Origin of the sequence: Streptomyces sp. NPDC001843 (genome assembly GCF_042891955.1) — a bacterium.
GTDB lineage: Bacteria > Actinomycetota > Actinomycetes > Streptomycetales > Streptomycetaceae > Streptomyces.
The window spans coordinates 222,998-240,122 of the sequence record NZ_JBIATQ010000006.1; the positions used below are offsets into that span (position 1 = coordinate 222,998).

The following is a 17,125-nucleotide window of genomic DNA, read 5'->3' on the forward strand; positions in this document are numbered from 1 at the left end:
CACCACGTGTCGCAACCGTACGAACTCGACGTCCTCAACCCCGCGACGGAAGAGGTGATCGCGACCGTTCCCGGCGCCGTCGAACAGGACGTCGACGCCGCGGTCCACCGGGCCGCCCGCGCACAGCGCGCATGGGCCGCCGCCGCGCCCGCCGACCGGGCCCGGCTGCTGCGCCGTTTCGCCGTCGTCGTCGACGAACACCTCGAGGAACTCGCGCTCCTGGAGGTCCGCGAAGCCGGACACACCATCGGCAACGCCCGCTGGGAGGCGGGCAACGTGCGCGACCTCCTCGACTACGCGGCCGGTGGCGTGGAGCGGCTGGCGGGCCGGCAGATCCCGGTTCCCGGCGGCCTGGACGTCACGATCCTCGAACCGCTCGGCGTCGTCGGCGTCATCGCGCCCTGGAACTTCCCCATGCCGATCGCCGCGTGGGGCACGGCCCCGGCCCTCGCCGCGGGCAACGCCGTCATCCTCAAACCCGCCGAGACCACCCCGCTCACCGCGCTGCGGCTCGCCGAACTCGCCCTGGAGGCCGGGCTCCCCGAGCACCTCTTCCAAGTACTGCCGGGACGCGGCGACATCGCGGGCGACTCGCTCGTACGGCACCCCGGCGTCGCCAAGATCGTCTTCACGGGGTCCACCCGGGTCGGCAAGCGCGTCATGGCGCTGTGCGCCGAACAGGTCAAGCGCGTCACCCTGGAACTCGGCGGCAAGAGCCCCAACGTCGTCTTCGCCGACGCCGACCTGGAGGCGGCGGCCGCCGCGGCCCCCATGTCCTTCCTCGACAACGCCGGCCAGGACTGCTGCGCCCGGACCCGCATCCTCGTCCAGCGCGGCGTCCACGACCGGTTCCTCGACCTCCTCGCCCCCGCGATCGAGTCCGTCGTCGTCGGCGACCCGGCCGACGGGAGCACACAGATGGGCCCCCTGATCTCCAAGGCCCAGCTGGAGAGGGTGCGTTCGTACATGCCACCGCAGGCCGAGGGCATCCGCGGCAAGGTCCCTGAGGGCGCCGGCTTCTGGTTCCCGCCCACCGTCCTCACCGGTGTGGACCCGCACGCGCGCGTGGCGGTGGAGGAGGTCTTCGGGCCCGTCGCCGTCGTCCTGCCCTTCGAGGACGAGGCGGAGGCCGTGGCGCTCGCCAACGCCACCGACTACGGCCTCTCCGGCTCCGTCTGGACCCGGGACGTCGGCCGCGCCCTGCGCGTGTCCCAGGCCGTCCGGGCCGGCAACCTGTCCGTCAACTCCCACTCCAGCGTCCGCTACTGGACCCCCTTCGGCGGCTTCAAGCAGTCCGGCATCGGCCGCGAACTGGGCCCCGAAGCCCTGACCGCCTTCACCGAAACCAAGAACGTCTTCATCAGCACGGAGGCCTGAGCCGCACATGACCGAGGAAACCACCATCTGCCGCCGTCTGGTCGGCCGCACCGCCGTCGTCACCGGAGCCGGCAGCGGCATCGGCCTCGCCACCGCCCGCCGGCTCGCCTCCGAGGGCGCGCACGTCGTCTGCGGCGACGTCGACGAAACCCGCGGCAAGGCCGCAGCCGAGGAGGTCGGCGGGCTCTACGTGAAGGTCGACGTCACCGACCCCGACCAGGTCGAGGCGCTCTTCAAGGCCGCCTTCGACACCTACGGCAGCGTGGACGTCGCCTTCAACAACGCCGGCATCTCCCCACCTGACGACGACTCCATCCTGGAGACCGGCCTGGAGGCCTGGAAGCGCGTCCAGGAGGTCAACCTCACCTCCGTCTACCTGTGCTGCAAGGCCGCGATCCCCTACATGCGCCGCCAGGGCAGGGGCTCCATCATCAACACGGCGTCCTTCGTGGCGAGGATGGGCGCCGCCACCTCCCAGATTTCCTACACGGCGTCCAAGGGCGGGGTGCTCGCCATGTCCCGTGAGCTGGGCGTGCAGTTCGCGCGGGAGGGCATCCGCGTCAACGCGCTCTGCCCGGGCCCGGTCAACACCCCGCTCCTGCAGGAGCTGTTCGCCAAGGACCCCGAGCGGGCCGCCCGCCGCCTGGTGCACATCCCGGTCGGCCGGTTCGCCGAGGCGGAGGAGATCGCCGCCGCCGTCGCCTTCCTGGCCAGCGACGACTCCTCCTTCGTCAACGCCACCGACTTCCTGGTGGACGGCGGGATCTCCGGCGCGTACGTCACGCCCCTGTAGGGCCGGGCGTCCGGGGAAGGTGCGTCACAGGAAGGTGTGTCCCTCACCCCGGTACGTCGGCACCGTCGCCGTCACCGCGTCCCCCTCGACCAGGTGCAGCACGTCGAACCGCTCGCACAGCTCACCGGCCTTCGCGTGCCGGAACCACACCTTGTCGCCGATCAGCAGATCGTCGGCGGGCGAGCCGAGCAGTGGCGTCTGCACCTCGCCGGGCCCCTCCTGGGGGTCGTAGCGCAGTCCCTCGGGCAGGTACGGCACCGGCAGCCGGTCGGGGCCGGGGGCGCCGGAAGCGGGATAGCCGCCGCCGAGCACGGTGACGACCCCCACGCCCGGCCGCCTCACGACGGGCATGGCGAAGAGGGCGGCCGGGCGGCCGGTGAACGACGTGTAGTTGTCGAACAGCCGCGGCACGTACAGTCCCGAACCGGCCCCGATCTCGGTGACGGCCGCCTCGGCGGCGGTGTGCTGCACACTGCCCGTGCCACCGCCGTTGACGAACTCGAGGTCCGGCGCCACCGCCCGGACCGCCCGCACCACCGCGGCCCGCCGCTCGGCCAGTTCCCGCCGGGCGGTGGCCTGCATCAGCCGGACGGCGCGGGAGCGGAAGGGACGGCCGGCGACCGAGTCACCCACCCCGGCGATGTGCCCCTCGTACGCCATGATCCCCACCAGCCGGAAGCCCGGTCGCCGGGTCACGGCCCGCGCCAGGTCGGCCACCTGGGCGGGGGAGTGCAGCGGCGAGCGGCGCGCACCCACCCGCACCCGCCCGCCGAGCAGCTTCAGCGAGGTGTCCAACTCCAGGCAGACACGCACCACTTCGCGGCCACCGCCCCGGGCGGCGTCGATCAGGTCCAGCTGGGCGGGGTGGTCGACCATCACCGTGACGGCGGCGGCGAGCTTGGGGTCCCCGGCGAGTTCGGCGTAACCGGACCGGTCGACGGACGGATAGGCGAGCAGGACGTCGTCGAACCCGGAGCGGGCGAGCCACAGCGACTCGGCCAGCGTGAACGACATGATGCCGGCGAACCCGTCCTTCGCCAGCACCCGCTCCAGCAGGGCCCGGCAGCGTACGGACTTGCTGGCGAGGCGGATCGGTTTTCCGCCCGCTCGCCGCACGAGATCGGCGGCGTTGGCGTCGAAGGCGTCCAGGTCCACGATCGCGAGAGGGGCGTCGAGATGGGCAGTGGCCTTGTCGTAACGGGCCCGGTCGGAGGCGCGCGCAGTCATGCACGAAGCCTGCCAGACAGGATTACCGCAGGGTAGAGGGACGTTCCGGGCAGATACCCCCGGCCTCGTGGACTGGTTCCCGTTCGACCAGGACCAAGCCGTAGAGTGACGCGCACACGCACGGTGGAAACCGTCCCGGCCGCTGTCGCTGCGCCGGGATGCCGGTCCGCGCGTGCGGGTATGCATGACGGCACGAGGAAGCGGGGGGTGCATGAGCACGGAAGCGCGGCACGCCCCGATCCCCCCACGCCCCTCCGACGACTCCACCCCGCCGGGCGACGCCTCGGACGCAGAGCCGGAACCGAAGGCCACACGGGACCCCCTCACCGCTGCGGCACCGGGCCGCACGGAGCGCGGCGAAGCCCCCTCGGCCCCGCGCGCGACGGCCCGCGATTTCCGGTTCGACCCGCGCAGCGCGAGCGGTGGCGCCGCTTCGGGTGCGCGGCGGACAGGTGGTGGCGCCCCCTCGGGCTCCCGTCCGGTGGGCGGTGGCACGACGTCGGGTGCTCGGCCGGTGGGCGGTGGCGCCTCTGCGCAGGCGCGGTCGGCGGCAGGTGAGGGTTCCTCGGGTGCGCGGTCGAGGGCCGATGACCTACCGCCTCGGCCGCGCGGGGCGGGTAGCGGAGCCCCCTCGGGCTCCCGCCCGGCGGGTGGTCGCACGACCTCGGGTGCTCGGCCCGCCGGCGGTGACACCGCTCCGCAGGGACGTTCAACCACCGGTGAGGGCTCCCCGGGTGCGCGTGCCGCGGCCGGTGACGCTTCGTCCGGACCCCGCAGGGCGGACGGAGACACGCCCTCGGGCGCACGGCCGGCGGGGAGCGGTACGTCGCCGGGTTCGCGTGCGGCGGCCGGTGGTGCCCCTCGGGCTTCCCGTGCGGCGGCCGGGGACGGCCCCTCGGGCGGGCGCACCGCCCCTGGTGGTGCCCCCAGCGGATCGCGTCGGCCGGGAGCGCCGGTGCGGCCGGACTCCGGTGCGCCGGCGCGGAACGCGGACGACACGAGCCCGCCCCGCCGAGGCTCGGGCGGCCAGGACGCGCGCCCGGACTTTCCCTACCTCCGCCCCGCCTTCGCCGCCCGCAACCCCGCCCCCACGGCTCCGCCGCCGCCCGCCTCGGCCCGCTTCCCCGACGCCCCGCCCACCGTCGGCCGCGAACCGGGCACCGAGCGCACGGGCAGCCCCGACGGGGAGCGCATACCGCCCCCGCCCCGTCACCGCCCCACCGTGCCCCGCCGCAGTCCCGGGACCCCGGCGGAGCGACCCGCTCAGACGTCGGGCCGGCTGCCGGGGAGCGGCGGCACGGCCCGCCCGGTCACGCGGGAAACCGCCAGCCCGGGCGCCACCGGCGCCATGGGCGCGACGCGCACGACCGCGCCTCCCTCGCCCCCAGTGGCGAGCGCGCCCACCGTGAACCCGGACCCCGCCCTCTCCTGGAGCGCGGCCGTCCCGCCCATTGTGACGTTCGCACAGGCCGAGGGATACGACGAGCGCGGTCGGCCCCGGCCGCTCGGTGCGCGGGTACGGTCCCGTACCGCCGCTGCCGCCGCCTGTGTCGTGCTGGGCCTCGGGCTCATCGGCGGCGCGGTGACCGGCAGTTGGCTCACCGGGGGCGACGACGGCACCGGAGCCCTGAACGGCTACGCCTCGGCCGCCGACCTCTGGCACAGCGTGCCCGTCGACCAGCTCTTCCCACCCACCCTGGAGGGCACCGGCGCGGGCCCCGGCGGCGCCGACCGGGCCTGGACCCGGATCGCCGTAGCGCCCGACAGCGGCTGCGCGAACGCCTTCGACCCGCTGCTCGCCAAGGCGCTCGCCCCCGTCGGCTGCCGTCGCCTGCTGCGCGCCACCTACACGGACGCCACCCAGAGCTACGTCACCACCGTCGGCCTGCTCTTCACCAAGGCCGACGCCGCCGCCATGAGCTCCCTGGCCCGCCGCTTCCAGGGCGAGGGCCTGGCCGGCCGCGCCGACCTCATGCCCCGCCCCTACGCGGCGAAGGGCACCGCCGCCGCGGGCTTCGGCGACAGGCAGCGCGCCTCCTGGACCGTCTCCGTCCTCACCGACGCCCCGGTCGTCGCCTACGCCGTCTCCGGCTGGGCCGACGGCCGCACCGTCGACGACCCGCAGCCCGCGGCCGAGGCCACGCGCTCCGGCGCCACCTCGGCCCCCGCCCAGGCGGGCCTCGGAAACGAGGCGCAGGGCCTGGCCGACCGCGTCGAACGGCGACTGCGCAAGACCGTCAGCACGCCCACGGAGCGCCCCTCATGAACCGTACGACCGGGGCAGCCCTGAGCCTCATGCTCGCCGGCTCACTCGCCCTCCTGCCGTCCACCGTGGCGTACGCCGACGGCATCCGCGCCCAGGAGTGGGCCCTGTCCGCGATGCACACCCAGGAGGCCTGGCGCACCACCAAGGGCAAGGGCATCACCGTCGCCGTCCTGGACACCGGTGTCGAGGAGGACCACCCCGACCTGGTCGGCAACGTCCTGCCCGGCAAGGACATGATCGGCTTCGGTGCCCAGCGCGGTGACCGCCCATGGGCCCGGCACGGCACCGCGATGGCCGGGATCATCGCCGCCCACGGACACGGACCGGGAGACGGCGACGGCGTCATGGGCATCGCCCCCGAGGCGAGGATCCTCCCCGTCCGGGTGATCCTGGAGGACGACGACCCCGCCCGCGCCAAGGCCCGCTCCACCCGGGGCGACGCACTCGCCGAAGGCATCCGCTGGGCCGCCGACCAGGGCGCCGACGTCATCAACCTCTCCCTCGGCGACGACTCCGCCTCCGCGCATCCCGAACCCAGCGAGGACGAGGCGGTCCAGTACGCCCTCAGGAAGGGCGTCGTCGTCGTCGCCTCGGCCGGCAACGGCGGCAGGAAGGGCGACCACATCTCCTACCCGGCGGCCTACCCGGGCGTCATCGCCGCGACCGCCGTCGACCGTTACGGCACCCGCGCCTCCTTCTCCACCCGCCGCTGGTACGCCACCGTGAGTGCCCCCGGCGACGACGTCGTCATCGCCGACCCGGACCACAAGTACTACGAGGGGTGGGGGACCAGTGCGGCCTCCGCCTTCGTCTCCGGCGCCGTCGCGCTGGTCAAGGCCGCCCACCCCGGCCTGACCCCGGCCCAGATCAAGAAGCTGCTGGAGGACACCGCCCGGGACTCGCCCAGCGGCGGCCGCGACGACTCCCGTGGCTTCGGCATGGTCGACCCCGCCGCCGCGATCAAGGCCGCCGACCGTCTCGAGCCGGACGGCCTGCAGTCGGCCGCCTACGGTGAGAAGTACTTCGGTTCGGGCCCGGACACCGCCGACGCCGCCGACGGCTCGTCGGGCTGGGCCGGGGTCCTGGCCGGCAGCACCGGCGGGGTGCTCCTGGCGGCGGCGGTCGTCCTGTGGCGGGGACGCCGCGAGCAGGAGCCCGACGGCAACTGAGGCCCCCTCGCTCCTACCGGGACGCCGGGGCCGGGGCCGACGACGTGGCGTCGTTCCCGATGAACGCCTTCGCCGCCGCCTTCGCCGCGGCCTCGACCAGCGAGATTCCCGTCTCCAGACTCGCGCTGCCGTTCGACAGCACGGCGACCAGATAGTCGTCTCCGTCGACCGTCACCCGCCCGATGCTGTTGACGTCCCACAGTCCGGTCGTGCTGCGGGGCAGCCAGCCGTTCTTCAGCGCCCACGCGGAGCCGTCGGCCGCCGCCGAGACGCCCCACCGCTGGTCCGGCTCGATGTTCCTCATCAGACCCTGCACGTACTCCCGCGAGGCCTCGCTCAGCTCCGAGTCGTCCCCGAACACCTGCTGCAGCAGGACCAGTTGGTCCGCGGCCGTGGTCTGTGTCAGCCCCCACAGCTCACCGTCACCGCCCGCGGTGGCGGTGAGGCCGAACCGCTCGTTCGCCGCGTCGAGCCCGTCCGCGCTCCCGATGACATGCCACAGCGCGGTCGTGGAGGCGTTGTCGCTGTTCTCGATCATCTTCGTGGCATAGGCCTTCTCGGCCGCCGTGAGAGGGCGGCCCGCGTCCTGCGCCTGCAGCAGCAGCGTCGCCAGGATGTCGACCTTGACGATGCTCGCCGTGTCGAAGGCGGCGTCGCCGTACGTGGCGCTCTCACCGGAGCCGAGGGCCAGTACGGCCGCCGACACCTTCGCGGCCGACGGCACGGTGACCGCCGCCATGGCCTTCGTCAGCGTCGCGTTCCGGTCCGCCGACGGCTCCGCCACAGGTTCCACCGATGCCTCCCCGTCCGCCGAGGCCGAGGAGGAGGCCGACGGCGACGCCGCCGAGGATACGGGGCCGGGGTGCGCCCTCGCCTTCACGTACACGGTTCCCGCGGCCGTGCCGCCGAGCACGGCGACGGTGGCGAGCGCGGTGCGTAGGAGCGGACGGCGCCGGGGCGGGCGCGCGCGCCGGCGCCGGCGGGCTCTGGAGGACTCCATGCCCGCGATGCTGGGGGCGGGGACTGTGCACCCCGTTGGACTGAAGTGAGAACTGCCTCAGGGAGGACTGAGATTCCTGTGAACGCGGTGTCCGCGGGGTCCCAGGGGCCGCACAAGCCCAGCGGCACCGCCGCTATAGGGTCGATGACCGTGGCGAACAAGAACATTCCCGACCCAGGCTTCTCCGACGACGACGGTTCCGCCGACCCCCGGCTGAGCGCCGCGCTGGCCGCGTGGGCCGAGGACCGCACCGCCGTCGCACCCGTCCTGGAGGCGCTCAAGGGCGCCCGGCTGCTGGTTCCGGTGGTGGCCGTACTGGGTGAGGTCGAAGAGGACGAGAACGGGTTGCGCCGAGAGAAGACCAGCGACATGGCGGTGCCGACGCTGAAGGCCGGCTCCCGCACCGCCCTGCCCGCCTTCACGTCCACCGACTCGCTGGCCCGCTGGGACCCCGCGGCCCGGCCGGTCGCCGTGCCCCTGCATCAAGCCCTGCAGGCCGCCGCGCACGAGAAGGCGGACACGATCGTGCTGGACCTGTCCGGTCCGGTGCCGTTCGAGCTGACGGGACCCGCGCTGCTCGCGCTCGCCGAGGGCCGCACGACGACCGACCCGCTGGCGGACCCGGCCGTCGTCGAGGCGGTCCGCACCGCCGTCGCCGCCGAGCCCGCCGTGCTCCGAGCCCACCTCGGTCCCGGCCGGGCGGACGGCACCCTCGCCCTGGTCCTGGACCCGGCCGTCGCCCCCGACGAGGCCGCCCGCGCGGTCGCGGGGCGCCTGGCCGCCGACGACACACTGAGGGCCCGCCTGGTGCGCGGCCTCGACCTGGCACTGCTGCCGGCCGGGACGACGCCACCGGGCGAGCCCTTGTACGTACGCGGCTAGAAGGTCGTAAATCCACTACCCGGCTCTAGCCGTAGATCGGCCCCGTGTACTTCTCACCGGGGCCCTGGCCCGGCTCGTCCGGGACGAGGGACGCCTCGCGGAACGCCAGCTGCAGCGACTTCAGGCCGTCGCGCAGCGGCGCCGCGTGGAAGGAGCTGATCTCGGTCGCGCTCGCGTCCAGCAGACCGGCGAGGGCGGTCACCAGCTTGCGGGCCTCGTCCAGGTCCTTGTGCTTGTCGCCCTCCTCGGTCAGCCCCAGCTTCACGGCCGCGGCGCTCATCAGGTTGACGGCGACCGTCACGATCACCTCGACCGCGGGGACCTCGGCGATGTCGCGGGTCATCTCGTCGAAGTCGGGCTGGTCGGCGGTGCCGGAAGGGGAGGTCTCACTCATGTCCCACACGATAGGCGGTACCCGGGCGCGTCTTCCGATTGGCCCTTTCCCGAGCCTTGCTGCTAACCTTGTGTAACGACCGGCTGGACATCGTCATGTCACCATCGTCATGTCCGGCCCACAAGTGGAGGCTCCGATCTCCCACCCGATCGTCCCCCGGGACGGCGGGTCACCCGGTCAGGCGGCCGCCATCGTTCCGTACGGACGATGGAGTCGCCCGAAAGCGCGCCCCGCGTTCACCGCGGCGGTGCTCCGGCAGTCATTGGAGCCCCGCCTGTGATCGTCCGGGGCATTTTTTGTGCTTCGGCGCGGTTAGGTCTTACGAATACAGACGTTACGCGGCTGTCCGCCAGACCGTCGCGTGGTGCTACCGAGGAGGATCCATCAGCGCCGAGCCCCGCATCAACGACCGGATTCGCGTTCCCGAGGTGCGACTTGTCGGTCCCAGTGGCGAGCAGGTGGGCATCGTCCCGCTGGCCAAGGCACTGGAGCTTGCGCAGGAGTACGACCTGGACCTGGTCGAGGTCGCGGCGAACGCCCGTCCGCCCGTGTGCAAGCTCATGGACTACGGGAAGTTCAAGTACGAGTCGGCCATGAAGGCCCGTGAGGCGCGCAAGAACCAGGCGCACACGGTCATCAAGGAGATGAAGCTCCGGCCGAAGATCGACCCGCACGACTATGACACCAAGAAGGGTCACGTCGTCCGGTTCCTCAAGCAGGGCGACAAGGTCAAGATCACGATCATGTTCCGTGGCCGTGAGCAGTCCCGCCCCGAGCTGGGCTACCGACTGCTGCAGCGTCTCGCGGAGGACGTCCAGGACCTCGGGTTCGTCGAGTCGAACCCGAAGCAGGACGGCCGCAACATGATCATGGTCCTCGGTCCGCACAAGAAGAAGACCGAGGCGATGGCCGAGGCCCGCCAGGCGCAGGAGGCCCGCAAGGCCGAAGCGAAGGCGAACCCCGGCAAGTCGCAGAACGCCGCGGAAACCGGGAATGCCGTGGAGACCGAGGCGCCTGCCGAGGCTTCCGCCGAGGCGTGATCCCGGGGGACGCCAGTCCCCAGGATGTAACCGAAACAAGTCCGACGCTCCACCGTGCCCGGTTTTCCCGACCGGGCACCGGAGCGCCACCGACGAGGAGAGAACGGCGCTATGCCGAAGAACAAGTCGCACAGCGGTGCCAGCAAGCGCTTCAAGGTCACCGGCTCCGGCAAGGTGCTCCGTGAGCGCGCCGGCAAGCGCCACCTGCTCGAGCACAAGTCGTCCCGTGTGACGCGTCGCCTCACCGGCAACGCCGAGATGGCCCCGGGCGACGCCGCGAAGATCAAGAAGCTTCTCGGCAAGTGACGCGGCGGCGCCGTCCGAGCGCCGTACGTCTGGACCGGGACCGAATCGTTTCCGGGCCGTGTGAGTACCCCCACGGCCCCGCTACAAGGAGTTAACAAGTGGCACGCGTCAAGCGGGCAGTCAACGCCCACAAGAAGCGCCGGGCGATCCTCGAGCAGGCCTCCGGCTACCGCGGTCAGCGTTCGCGCCTGTACCGCAAGGCCAAGGAGCAGGTCACCCACTCGCTGGTCTACAACTACAACGACCGCAAGAAGCGCAAGGGCGACTTCCGTCAGCTGTGGATCCAGCGCATCAACGCCGCTGCCCGCGCCAACGGCATCACCTACAACCGCTTCATCCAGGGTCTGAAGGCCGCGAACGTCGAGGTCGACCGCAAGATCCTGGCCGAGCTGGCGGTCAACGACGCGAACGCGTTCGCCGCGCTCGTCGAGGTCGCGCAGAAGGCGCTGCCCTCGGACGTCAACGCGCCGAAGGCCGCGTGACGCTGCGCTGGCTTTCAGCCGACGCTCACTGAAGGACCCGCAGGCTTCTCGGCTTGCGGGTCCTGCTGTTGGGGTTGCTTGGTCGTCGTTCGGCTGCGGGAGCATCGTGGCTGGTCGCGCAGTTCCCCGCGCCCCTTGGTCGGCCCAGCTGCGGGCAGTCGTGCCGCTGGGGCGGCACGGGTGGGCGCAGCGGCACCCCGTCAGCGTGTTGCGCGTCGCAACGCCGGATTGAGTACCACCGGAAAGGGCCGCGGCAGCGAACCGGCACCGACCCGTACCCGTGAACATCCGAAGGTGAACCCATGCCCCCCGCCACCCCCGAGCTGATCTCCCCCCGTTCCGCACGTGTGGCTGCCGCGCGGCGGCTGGGGAAGCGGAACTTCCGGGGGAAGGACCGGCTGTTCCTCGCGGAGGGGCCGCAGGCCGTCAGGGAGGCCGCCGGGCATCACGTGGACGGCACCCCCACACTGGTCGAGCTGTTCGCCACGGTCGAGGCCGCGGAGCGGTACGCCGACATCGTCGGAGCGGCCCGGGACGCCGGGGCCCGTGTCCACCTCGCCTCCGAAGAGGTCATCGCCGACATCTCCACGACTGTCACCCCGCAGGGGCTGGTCGGTGTCTGCCGATTCCTGGACACGCCCTTCGAGGACGTCCTCGCCGCCAGGCCCAAGCTCGTCGCCGTGCTCGCCCACGTGCGGGACCCGGGGAACGCAGGGACCGTACTCCGGTGCGCCGACGCGGCCGGCGCCGAGGCAGTGATCCTCACCGACGCCTCCGTCGACCTGTACAACCCGAAGGCCGTCCGCGCCTCCGTGGGCTCGCTGTTCCATCTGCCCGTGGCCGTGGGCGTGCCCGTCGAGCGGGCGGTGCAGGGGCTCAAGGACGCCGGCGTACGCATCCTCGCCGCCGACGGCGCCGGTGACCGCGACCTCGACGACGAGCTCGACCGGGGCACCATGGGCGACCCCACCGCATGGGTGTTCGGAAACGAGGCCTGGGGGCTCCCGGAGGAGACCCGCGCGCTCGCGGACGCCGTGGTGCGCGTCCCGATCCACGGGAAGGCCGAGAGTCTGAACCTCGCCACGGCCGCCGCCGTATGTCTCTATGCGTCAGCCCGTGCACAGCGCGCCTCCGGAGGGTGCCGTTCCGTCACCGACAGCTAGTAGGGTGACCAGCTCGGGGCCCTGCGCCGTTCGAGAGGTGGGGTACGGGGATGAGTGTCGTCGGCACCAGCACGGCGCCGGGAGGGCGGGGCGTGCCACGCACACCCGCGTCCCGGCCCGGCGACCTCACCGAGTTCGGCATCGATCCGGACGACCTGCCCGACGGCCTCGTGGTCGCCGACGAGGACGGCCGGGTCGTCTGCTTCAACGCCGCCGCCGAACGCATCAGCGCGATCCGCGCCACCGACGCCCTCGGCCGGCCCCTGGAGCGGGCCCTGCCGTTGGAGGATCTCGAGGGGCGGCGCTGGTGGCAGCTCACCGACCCCTACGGCGGGCTCGCCATCCGCGTGCGGCAGCCCGAGCGCAACCTGCTGCTGCCCGGCGGCCGGGAGGTCCTCGTGTCGGCCCGCTACGTCCGCGAGGAACCCACCGGGCCCGTCCGCCGCGTCGTCGTCACCCTGCGCGACACCGAGGCCCGCCGCCGTACCGAACGCAGTCACGCAGAGCTGATCGCGACCGTCGCCCACGAGCTGCGCTCCCCGCTCACCTCCGTCAAGGGCTTCACCGCCACCCTGCTCGCCAAGTGGGAGCGGTTCACCGACGACCAGAAGCGGCTGATGCTGGAGACCGTCGACGCGGACGCCGACCGGGTCACCCGGCTCATCGCCGAGCTGCTGGACATCTCCCGGATCGACTCGGGACGCCTGGAGGTGCGCCGCCAGCCCGTGGACATAGGCGCCGCCGTCGGACGGCACATCCAGGCCTACGTGGCCGCCGGACAGCCCGCCGACCGCTTCCTGCTCCGTATCGAGCAGCCGCTGCCCGCCCTGTGGGCCGACCCCGACAAGGTCGACCAGGTGCTCAGCAACCTCATCGAAAATGCCGTGCGGCACGGCGAGGGAACCGTCACCATTGACGTCACGCCCTCGGCGTCCCCCCGCGAGGGCGAGGAAACCGGCACGTCGGTCACGGTGAGCGACGAGGGCCCAGGCATCCCGGAGGAGTCCATGAACCGCGTCTTCACCCGCTTCTGGCGGGGCAGCAAGCGCGGCGGCACCGGCCTCGGGCTCTATATCGTCAAGGGCATCGTCGAGGCCCACGGCGGCACCATCACGGTCGGCCGCGCCCCCGGCGGCGGCGCCGAGTTCCGATTTACGTTGCCCGTGAGCGTGCCGGCCTACCTGGCCTGAGCCGCCCGCGGGCGCAATCGCAACCTTCAGCCCCGTTAGACTCGGCCATTGGCACCTTTGCGTCCAAAACCAGGGACGACCAGGACCAGGGACGAATCGTCCCCGGATCGTCTCCGGCTCGAAGACGGGGCACCCCAGCCAGCCAATCGGAAGCACGGGAAGAGATGTCGGCACCGAATAAGTCGTACGACCCTGTAGAGGTCGAGGCGTTGAAACCGGAAGAGATCGAGCGCATGCGGGACGAGGCGCTCGCCGCCTTCGCCGCCGCGGACTCCCTCGACGCGCTCCACGAGGCCAAGGTCGCGCACACCGGCCCCGCCTCCCCGCTGGCCCTCGCCAACCGCGAGATCGGCGCCCTGCCCCCGCACGCCAAGGCCGACGCCGGCAAACGGGTCGGCATGGCCCGCGGCGCCGTCAACAAGGCCCTGGCCGCCCGCCAGACCGAGCTGGAGGCCGAGCGCGACGCCCGGGTGCTGGTCGAGGAGGACGTCGACGTCACCCTGCCGTACGACCGTGTCCCGGCCGGTGCCCGCCATCCGCTGACCACCCTGTCGGAGCGCATCGAGGACATCTTCGTGGCCATGGGCTACGAGGTCGCCGAGGGCCCGCAGGTCGAGGCCGAGTGGTTCAACTTCGACGCCCTCAACATCGGTCCGGACCACCCGGCCCGCGGTGAGGCCGACACCTTCTTCGTGCGGGGCGAGGACGGCGGCACCGAGTCCGGTGTGGTGCTGCGCACCCACACCTCGCCCGTGCAGATCCGCTCCCTGCTGGAGCGGGAACTGCCGGTCTACGTGATCTGCCCCGGCCGCGTCTACCGCACCGACGAGCTGGACGCGACCCACACCCCCGTCTTCCACCAGGTCGAGCTGCTCGCCGTGGACGAGGGCCTCACCATGGCCGACCTCAAGGGCACCCTGGACCACATGGTCCAGTCGCTGTTCGGTGAGGGCATGAAGACCCGGCTGCGGCCGAACTTCTTCCCGTTCACCGAGCCGAGCGCCGAGATGGACATGCTCTGCTACGTCTGCAAGGGCGAGTCCGTCGGCAACCCCGACCGGCCCTGCCGCACCTGCTCCAGCGAGGGCTGGATCGAGCTGGGCGGCTGCGGCATGGTCAACCCGCGGGTGCTCACCGCCTGCGGCGTCGACCCGGAGAAGTACAGCGGCTTCGCCTTCGGGTTCGGCATCGAGCGGATGCTGATGTTCCGCCACAACGTCGAGGACATGCGAGACATGGTCGAGGGTGACGTCCGGTTCACCCGGCCGTTCGGGATGGAGATCTGATGCGGGTCCCGCTTTCTTGGCTGCGGGAGTACGTCGACCTGCCGGCCACCGAGACCGGCCGTGACGTCCAGGCCAAGCTCATTTCGGCAGGCCTGGAGGTGGAGACCGTCGAGCAGCTCGGCGCCGACCTCAAGGGCCCGCTGGTCGTCGGCCAGGTGCTGACCATCGAGGAGCTGGAGGGCTTCAAGAAGCCGATCCGCTTCTGCACCGTCGACGTCGGCCAGGCCAACGGCACCGGTGAGCCCCAGGAGATCGTCTGCGGCGCCCGTAACTTCGCGGTCGGCGACAAGGTCGTCGTGGTCCTCCCCGGTGCCACGCTGCCCGGTGGCTTCTCCATCTCCGCCCGCAAGACCTACGGCAAGACGTCCCACGGCATGATCTGCTCCAGCGACGAGCTGGGCATGGGCGACGACGGCAACCACGGCATCATCGTGCTGCCGCCGGAGACCGAGGTCGGCAAGGACGCCATCGAGCTGCTGGAGCTGGTCGACGAGGTCCTGGACATCGCCGTCACCGCCAACCGCGGTGACTGCCTGTCCATCCGCGGTGTCGCCCGCGAGACCGCCATCGCCTACCGGCTGCCGCTGCGCGACCCGGCGCTGATCGACGTACCGGCCCCCAACGCCTTCGGCCACCCGGTCCAGGTCTCCGACCCGATGGGCTGCGACCGCTTCACGGCCCGCACGGTCACCGGCCTGAGCCCCGAGGCACGCTCCCCGATCTGGCTGCAGCGCCGGCTGCAGAAGGTCGGCATGCGCCCGATCTCGCTCGCCGTCGACGTCACCAACTACGTGATGATGGAGCTGGGCCAGCCCCTGCACGCCTACGACCGGAAGCTGGTCCAGGGCACGATCGGGGTGCGCCGGGCCGAGGAGGGCGAGAAGCTCGTCACCCTCGACGGCGTCGAGCGCAAGCTGCACGCCGAGGACCTGGTCATCACCGACGAGCGCGGCCCGATCGGCCTGGCCGGCGTCATGGGCGGCGCCAACACGGAGATCGCGGATCACGACGATCTCGAGAACGCCTCGACCGACGTGGTCATCGAGGCGGCCCACTTCAACGCCGTGGCGATCGCGCGCACGGCCCGCCGCCACAAGCTGCTGTCGGAGGCGTCCCGTCGCTTCGAGCGCGGCGTCGACCCGCTGGCCGCGGCCGCCGCCGCCCAGCGCACGGTGGACCTGCTGGTGCTGCTCGCGGGCGGCACCGCCGAGGCGGGCGTCACCGAGATCATCGCGCCGTCCGCGCCGCACACCATCACCCTCCCGGCCAACCACCCGGACAAGGTCGCGGGCGTCGACTACGGCCGCGAGACGGTCGTGCGCCGGCTGCAGGAGGTCGGCTGCGACGTCTACGGGCAGGACGAGCTGATCGTCACCGCTCCGTCCTGGCGGCCCGACCTCGCCGAGCCCAACGACCTGGCCGAAGAGGTCATCCGGCTGGAGGGCTACGAGAACCTGCCCTCCACGCTGCCCAAGCCCCCCTCGGGCCGCGGCCTCACGTACCGCCAGCGGCTGCACCGCCGGGTCGGCCGGGCGCTGGCCGGCATCGGCTACGTCGAGGCGCCCAACTACCCGTTCGTCTCCGAGCAGGTCTTCGACCAGCTCGGACTGGAGGCCGACGACCCGGCCCGCCGTGTGGTCAAGCTGGTCAACCCGCTCAGTGACGAGGAGCCCGCGCTCCGTACGACGCTGCTGCCGGGCCTGCTCGGTGCCCTGCGGCGCAACGACGGCCGCGGCTCGCACGACCTGGCGCTGTTCGAGACGGGCCTGGTCTTCCGGCCGCGTGCCGAGCAGCACGCCGCCGTGCATCCGCCCGTCGACCGGCGCCCCACCGACGAGGAGCTGGCGCAGCTCGACGCCGCGCTGCCCGAGCAGCCGCGGCACGTCGCCGTCGTCCTCGCCGGGGCCCGCGAGCAGGCCGGCTGGTGGGGCAAGGGCCGTCCCACGGACTGGGCCGACGCGATCGAGGCCGCCCGTGCCGTCGCCCGTGAGGCCGGTGCCGACCTGATCGTCCGCAAGGGCCAGTACGGCCCGTGGCACCCGGGCCGCTGCGCCGAGCTCGCGGTCGTGGCGGACGGCACCGAGCAGGTCGTGGGCCACGCCGGTGAGCTGCACCCGCGGGTGCTGAAGGCCCTCGGCCTGCCCGAGCGCAGCTCCGCCATGGAACTCGACCTGGACGCCCTGGAGGCGGTCGGCGACGGCACCCCGCAGGCGCCGCGGATCTCCGCCTTCCCGGTCGCCACTCAGGACGTCGCCCTCGTGGTCGACCGGCCCGTCCCGCACGCGGACGTCGAGGCCGCGCTGCGCGAGGGCGCCGGTGAACTCCTGGAGTCCATCCGCCTGTTCGACGTCTACGAGAACGCCGACCAGCTGGGCGAGGGCAAGAAGTCCCTGGCGTACGCGCTGCGCTTCCGCGCGAGCGACCGCACGCTGACCGTCGACGAGGCCTCCGCGGCCCGAGACGCGGCGGTGGCCCTCGCGGGCGAGCGTACGGGCGCGGTGCTGCGGAGCTAGCGAGGACAGTTGCCACCTGCATAAATGCACGGACCCG

15 protein-coding genes are annotated in these 17,125 nt (G+C 72.6%); 12 read left to right on the forward strand and 3 right to left on the reverse strand.

Annotated features, from left to right (window positions below; genetic code table 11):
- Window positions 1-6: 6 nt before the first annotated feature.
- Both ACFYZQ_RS17550 and ACFYZQ_RS17555 read left to right on the forward strand, forming a co-directional pair.
- Window positions 7-1,377, forward strand: coding sequence for an aldehyde dehydrogenase family protein (locus tag ACFYZQ_RS17550; RefSeq protein ID WP_389147905.1), 1,371 nt, complete (start codon window positions 7-9; stop codon window positions 1,375-1,377).
- Window positions 1,378-1,384: 7 nt separating this feature from the next.
- On the forward strand, window positions 1,385-2,170 hold the full coding sequence (locus ACFYZQ_RS17555; protein ID WP_389147908.1) for a 3-oxoacyl-ACP reductase: 786 nt from the start codon (window positions 1,385-1,387) through the stop codon (window positions 2,168-2,170).
- Window positions 2,171-2,194: 24 nt separating this feature from the next.
- Here the strand turns inward: ACFYZQ_RS17555 and ACFYZQ_RS17560 are convergent, their stop codons facing one another.
- Window positions 2,195-3,397, reverse strand: a complete 1,203-nt coding sequence (locus ACFYZQ_RS17560) for an amino acid deaminase/aldolase (protein WP_389147910.1) — start codon at window positions 3,395-3,397, stop codon at window positions 2,195-2,197.
- Between the two features lie 955 nt (window positions 3,398-4,352).
- Between ACFYZQ_RS17560 and ACFYZQ_RS17565 the strand changes: the two genes are divergently transcribed.
- On the forward strand, window positions 4,353-5,663 hold the full coding sequence (locus ACFYZQ_RS17565) for a hypothetical protein (protein ID WP_389147913.1): 1,311 nt from the start codon (window positions 4,353-4,355) through the stop codon (window positions 5,661-5,663).
- Window positions 5,660-6,832, forward strand: a complete 1,173-nt coding sequence (mycP, locus tag ACFYZQ_RS17570) for a type VII secretion-associated serine protease mycosin (RefSeq protein WP_389147915.1) — start codon at window positions 5,660-5,662, stop codon at window positions 6,830-6,832. The genes ACFYZQ_RS17565 and mycP overlap by 4 nt, the downstream gene beginning before the upstream one ends.
- Window positions 6,833-6,845: 13 nt before the next feature.
- Here the strand turns inward: mycP and ACFYZQ_RS17575 are convergent, their stop codons facing one another.
- Window positions 6,846-7,832 (reverse strand): serine hydrolase, encoded by a 987-nt coding sequence (locus tag ACFYZQ_RS17575; RefSeq protein WP_389147917.1) that lies wholly within the window; start codon window positions 7,830-7,832, stop codon window positions 6,846-6,848.
- Window positions 7,833-7,982: 150 nt separating this feature from the next.
- On the opposite strand from ACFYZQ_RS17575, the gene ACFYZQ_RS17580 reads away from it, so the two are divergent.
- The gene (locus ACFYZQ_RS17580) at window positions 7,983-8,714 is read left to right on the forward strand and encodes an SseB family protein (protein WP_389147920.1); all 732 of its coding nucleotides are present in this window, start codon (window positions 7,983-7,985) and stop codon (window positions 8,712-8,714) included.
- Window positions 8,715-8,739: 25 nt separating this feature from the next.
- Here the strand turns inward: ACFYZQ_RS17580 and ACFYZQ_RS17585 are convergent, their stop codons facing one another.
- Window positions 8,740-9,108, reverse strand: a complete 369-nt coding sequence (locus ACFYZQ_RS17585) for a DUF1844 domain-containing protein (RefSeq protein ID WP_389147923.1) — start codon at window positions 9,106-9,108, stop codon at window positions 8,740-8,742.
- Window positions 9,109-9,491: 383 nt separating this feature from the next.
- Here ACFYZQ_RS17585 and infC point away from each other — a divergent pair, with 383 nt between their 5' ends.
- From infC to pheT, 7 genes are all read left to right on the forward strand, one after another.
- Complete coding sequence (gene infC, locus ACFYZQ_RS17590; RefSeq protein ID WP_389148473.1) at window positions 9,492-10,148, forward strand: translation initiation factor IF-3; 657 nt, start codon at window positions 9,492-9,494, stop codon at window positions 10,146-10,148.
- Between the two features lie 111 nt (window positions 10,149-10,259).
- Window positions 10,260-10,454 (forward strand): 50S ribosomal protein L35, encoded by a 195-nt coding sequence (gene rpmI / locus ACFYZQ_RS17595; RefSeq protein ID WP_004933563.1) that lies wholly within the window; start codon window positions 10,260-10,262, stop codon window positions 10,452-10,454.
- A gap of 98 nt (window positions 10,455-10,552) precedes the next feature.
- On the forward strand, window positions 10,553-10,936 hold the full coding sequence (rplT, locus tag ACFYZQ_RS17600; RefSeq protein ID WP_006141703.1) for a 50S ribosomal protein L20: 384 nt from the start codon (window positions 10,553-10,555) through the stop codon (window positions 10,934-10,936).
- 302 nt (window positions 10,937-11,238) lie between these two features.
- Window positions 11,239-12,099, forward strand: a complete 861-nt coding sequence (locus tag ACFYZQ_RS17605; RefSeq protein ID WP_389147925.1) for a TrmH family RNA methyltransferase — start codon at window positions 11,239-11,241, stop codon at window positions 12,097-12,099.
- A gap of 50 nt (window positions 12,100-12,149) precedes the next feature.
- On the forward strand, window positions 12,150-13,289 hold the full coding sequence (locus ACFYZQ_RS17610) for an ATP-binding protein (protein ID WP_389147928.1): 1,140 nt from the start codon (window positions 12,150-12,152) through the stop codon (window positions 13,287-13,289).
- A 164-nt stretch (window positions 13,290-13,453) separates the two neighbouring features.
- Window positions 13,454-14,575: a phenylalanine--tRNA ligase subunit alpha gene (pheS, locus tag ACFYZQ_RS17615; protein ID WP_389147931.1), complete on the forward strand. Its 1,122-nt coding sequence runs from the start codon at window positions 13,454-13,456 to the stop codon at window positions 14,573-14,575.
- Entirely contained in the window at window positions 14,575-17,088 is a 2,514-nt protein-coding gene (gene pheT, locus ACFYZQ_RS17620; protein WP_389147934.1) for a phenylalanine--tRNA ligase subunit beta, read from the forward strand. The genes pheS and pheT overlap by 1 nt, the downstream gene beginning before the upstream one ends.
- The last annotated feature ends 37 nt before the right edge of the window (window positions 17,089-17,125 follow it).

Excerpts from the sequence above, each read along its gene's own strand:
- ACFYZQ_RS17605 (WP_389147925.1), top strand. The coding sequence starts at position 11,239 with ATGCCCCCCGCCACCCCCGAGCTGATCTCCCCCCGTTCCGCACGTGTG.
- ACFYZQ_RS17610 (WP_389147928.1), top strand. The coding sequence starts at position 12,150 with ATGAGTGTCGTCGGCACCAGCACGGCGCCGGGAGGGCGGGGCGTGCCA.
- ACFYZQ_RS17560 (WP_389147910.1), bottom strand. The coding sequence starts at position 3,397 with ATGACTGCGCGCGCCTCCGACCGGGCCCGTTACGACAAGGCCACTGCC.
- pheS (WP_389147931.1), top strand. The coding sequence starts at position 13,454 with ATGTCGGCACCGAATAAGTCGTACGACCCTGTAGAGGTCGAGGCGTTG.
- mycP (WP_389147915.1), top strand. The coding sequence starts at position 5,660 with ATGAACCGTACGACCGGGGCAGCCCTGAGCCTCATGCTCGCCGGCTCA.
- ACFYZQ_RS17555 (WP_389147908.1), top strand. The coding sequence starts at position 1,385 with ATGACCGAGGAAACCACCATCTGCCGCCGTCTGGTCGGCCGCACCGCC.
- ACFYZQ_RS17575 (WP_389147917.1), bottom strand. The coding sequence starts at position 7,832 with ATGGAGTCCTCCAGAGCCCGCCGGCGCCGGCGCGCGCGCCCGCCCCGG.
- ACFYZQ_RS17585 (WP_389147923.1), bottom strand. The coding sequence starts at position 9,108 with ATGAGTGAGACCTCCCCTTCCGGCACCGCCGACCAGCCCGACTTCGAC.
- rpmI (WP_004933563.1), top strand. The coding sequence starts at position 10,260 with ATGCCGAAGAACAAGTCGCACAGCGGTGCCAGCAAGCGCTTCAAGGTC.
- pheT (WP_389147934.1), top strand. The coding sequence starts at position 14,575 with ATGCGGGTCCCGCTTTCTTGGCTGCGGGAGTACGTCGACCTGCCGGCC.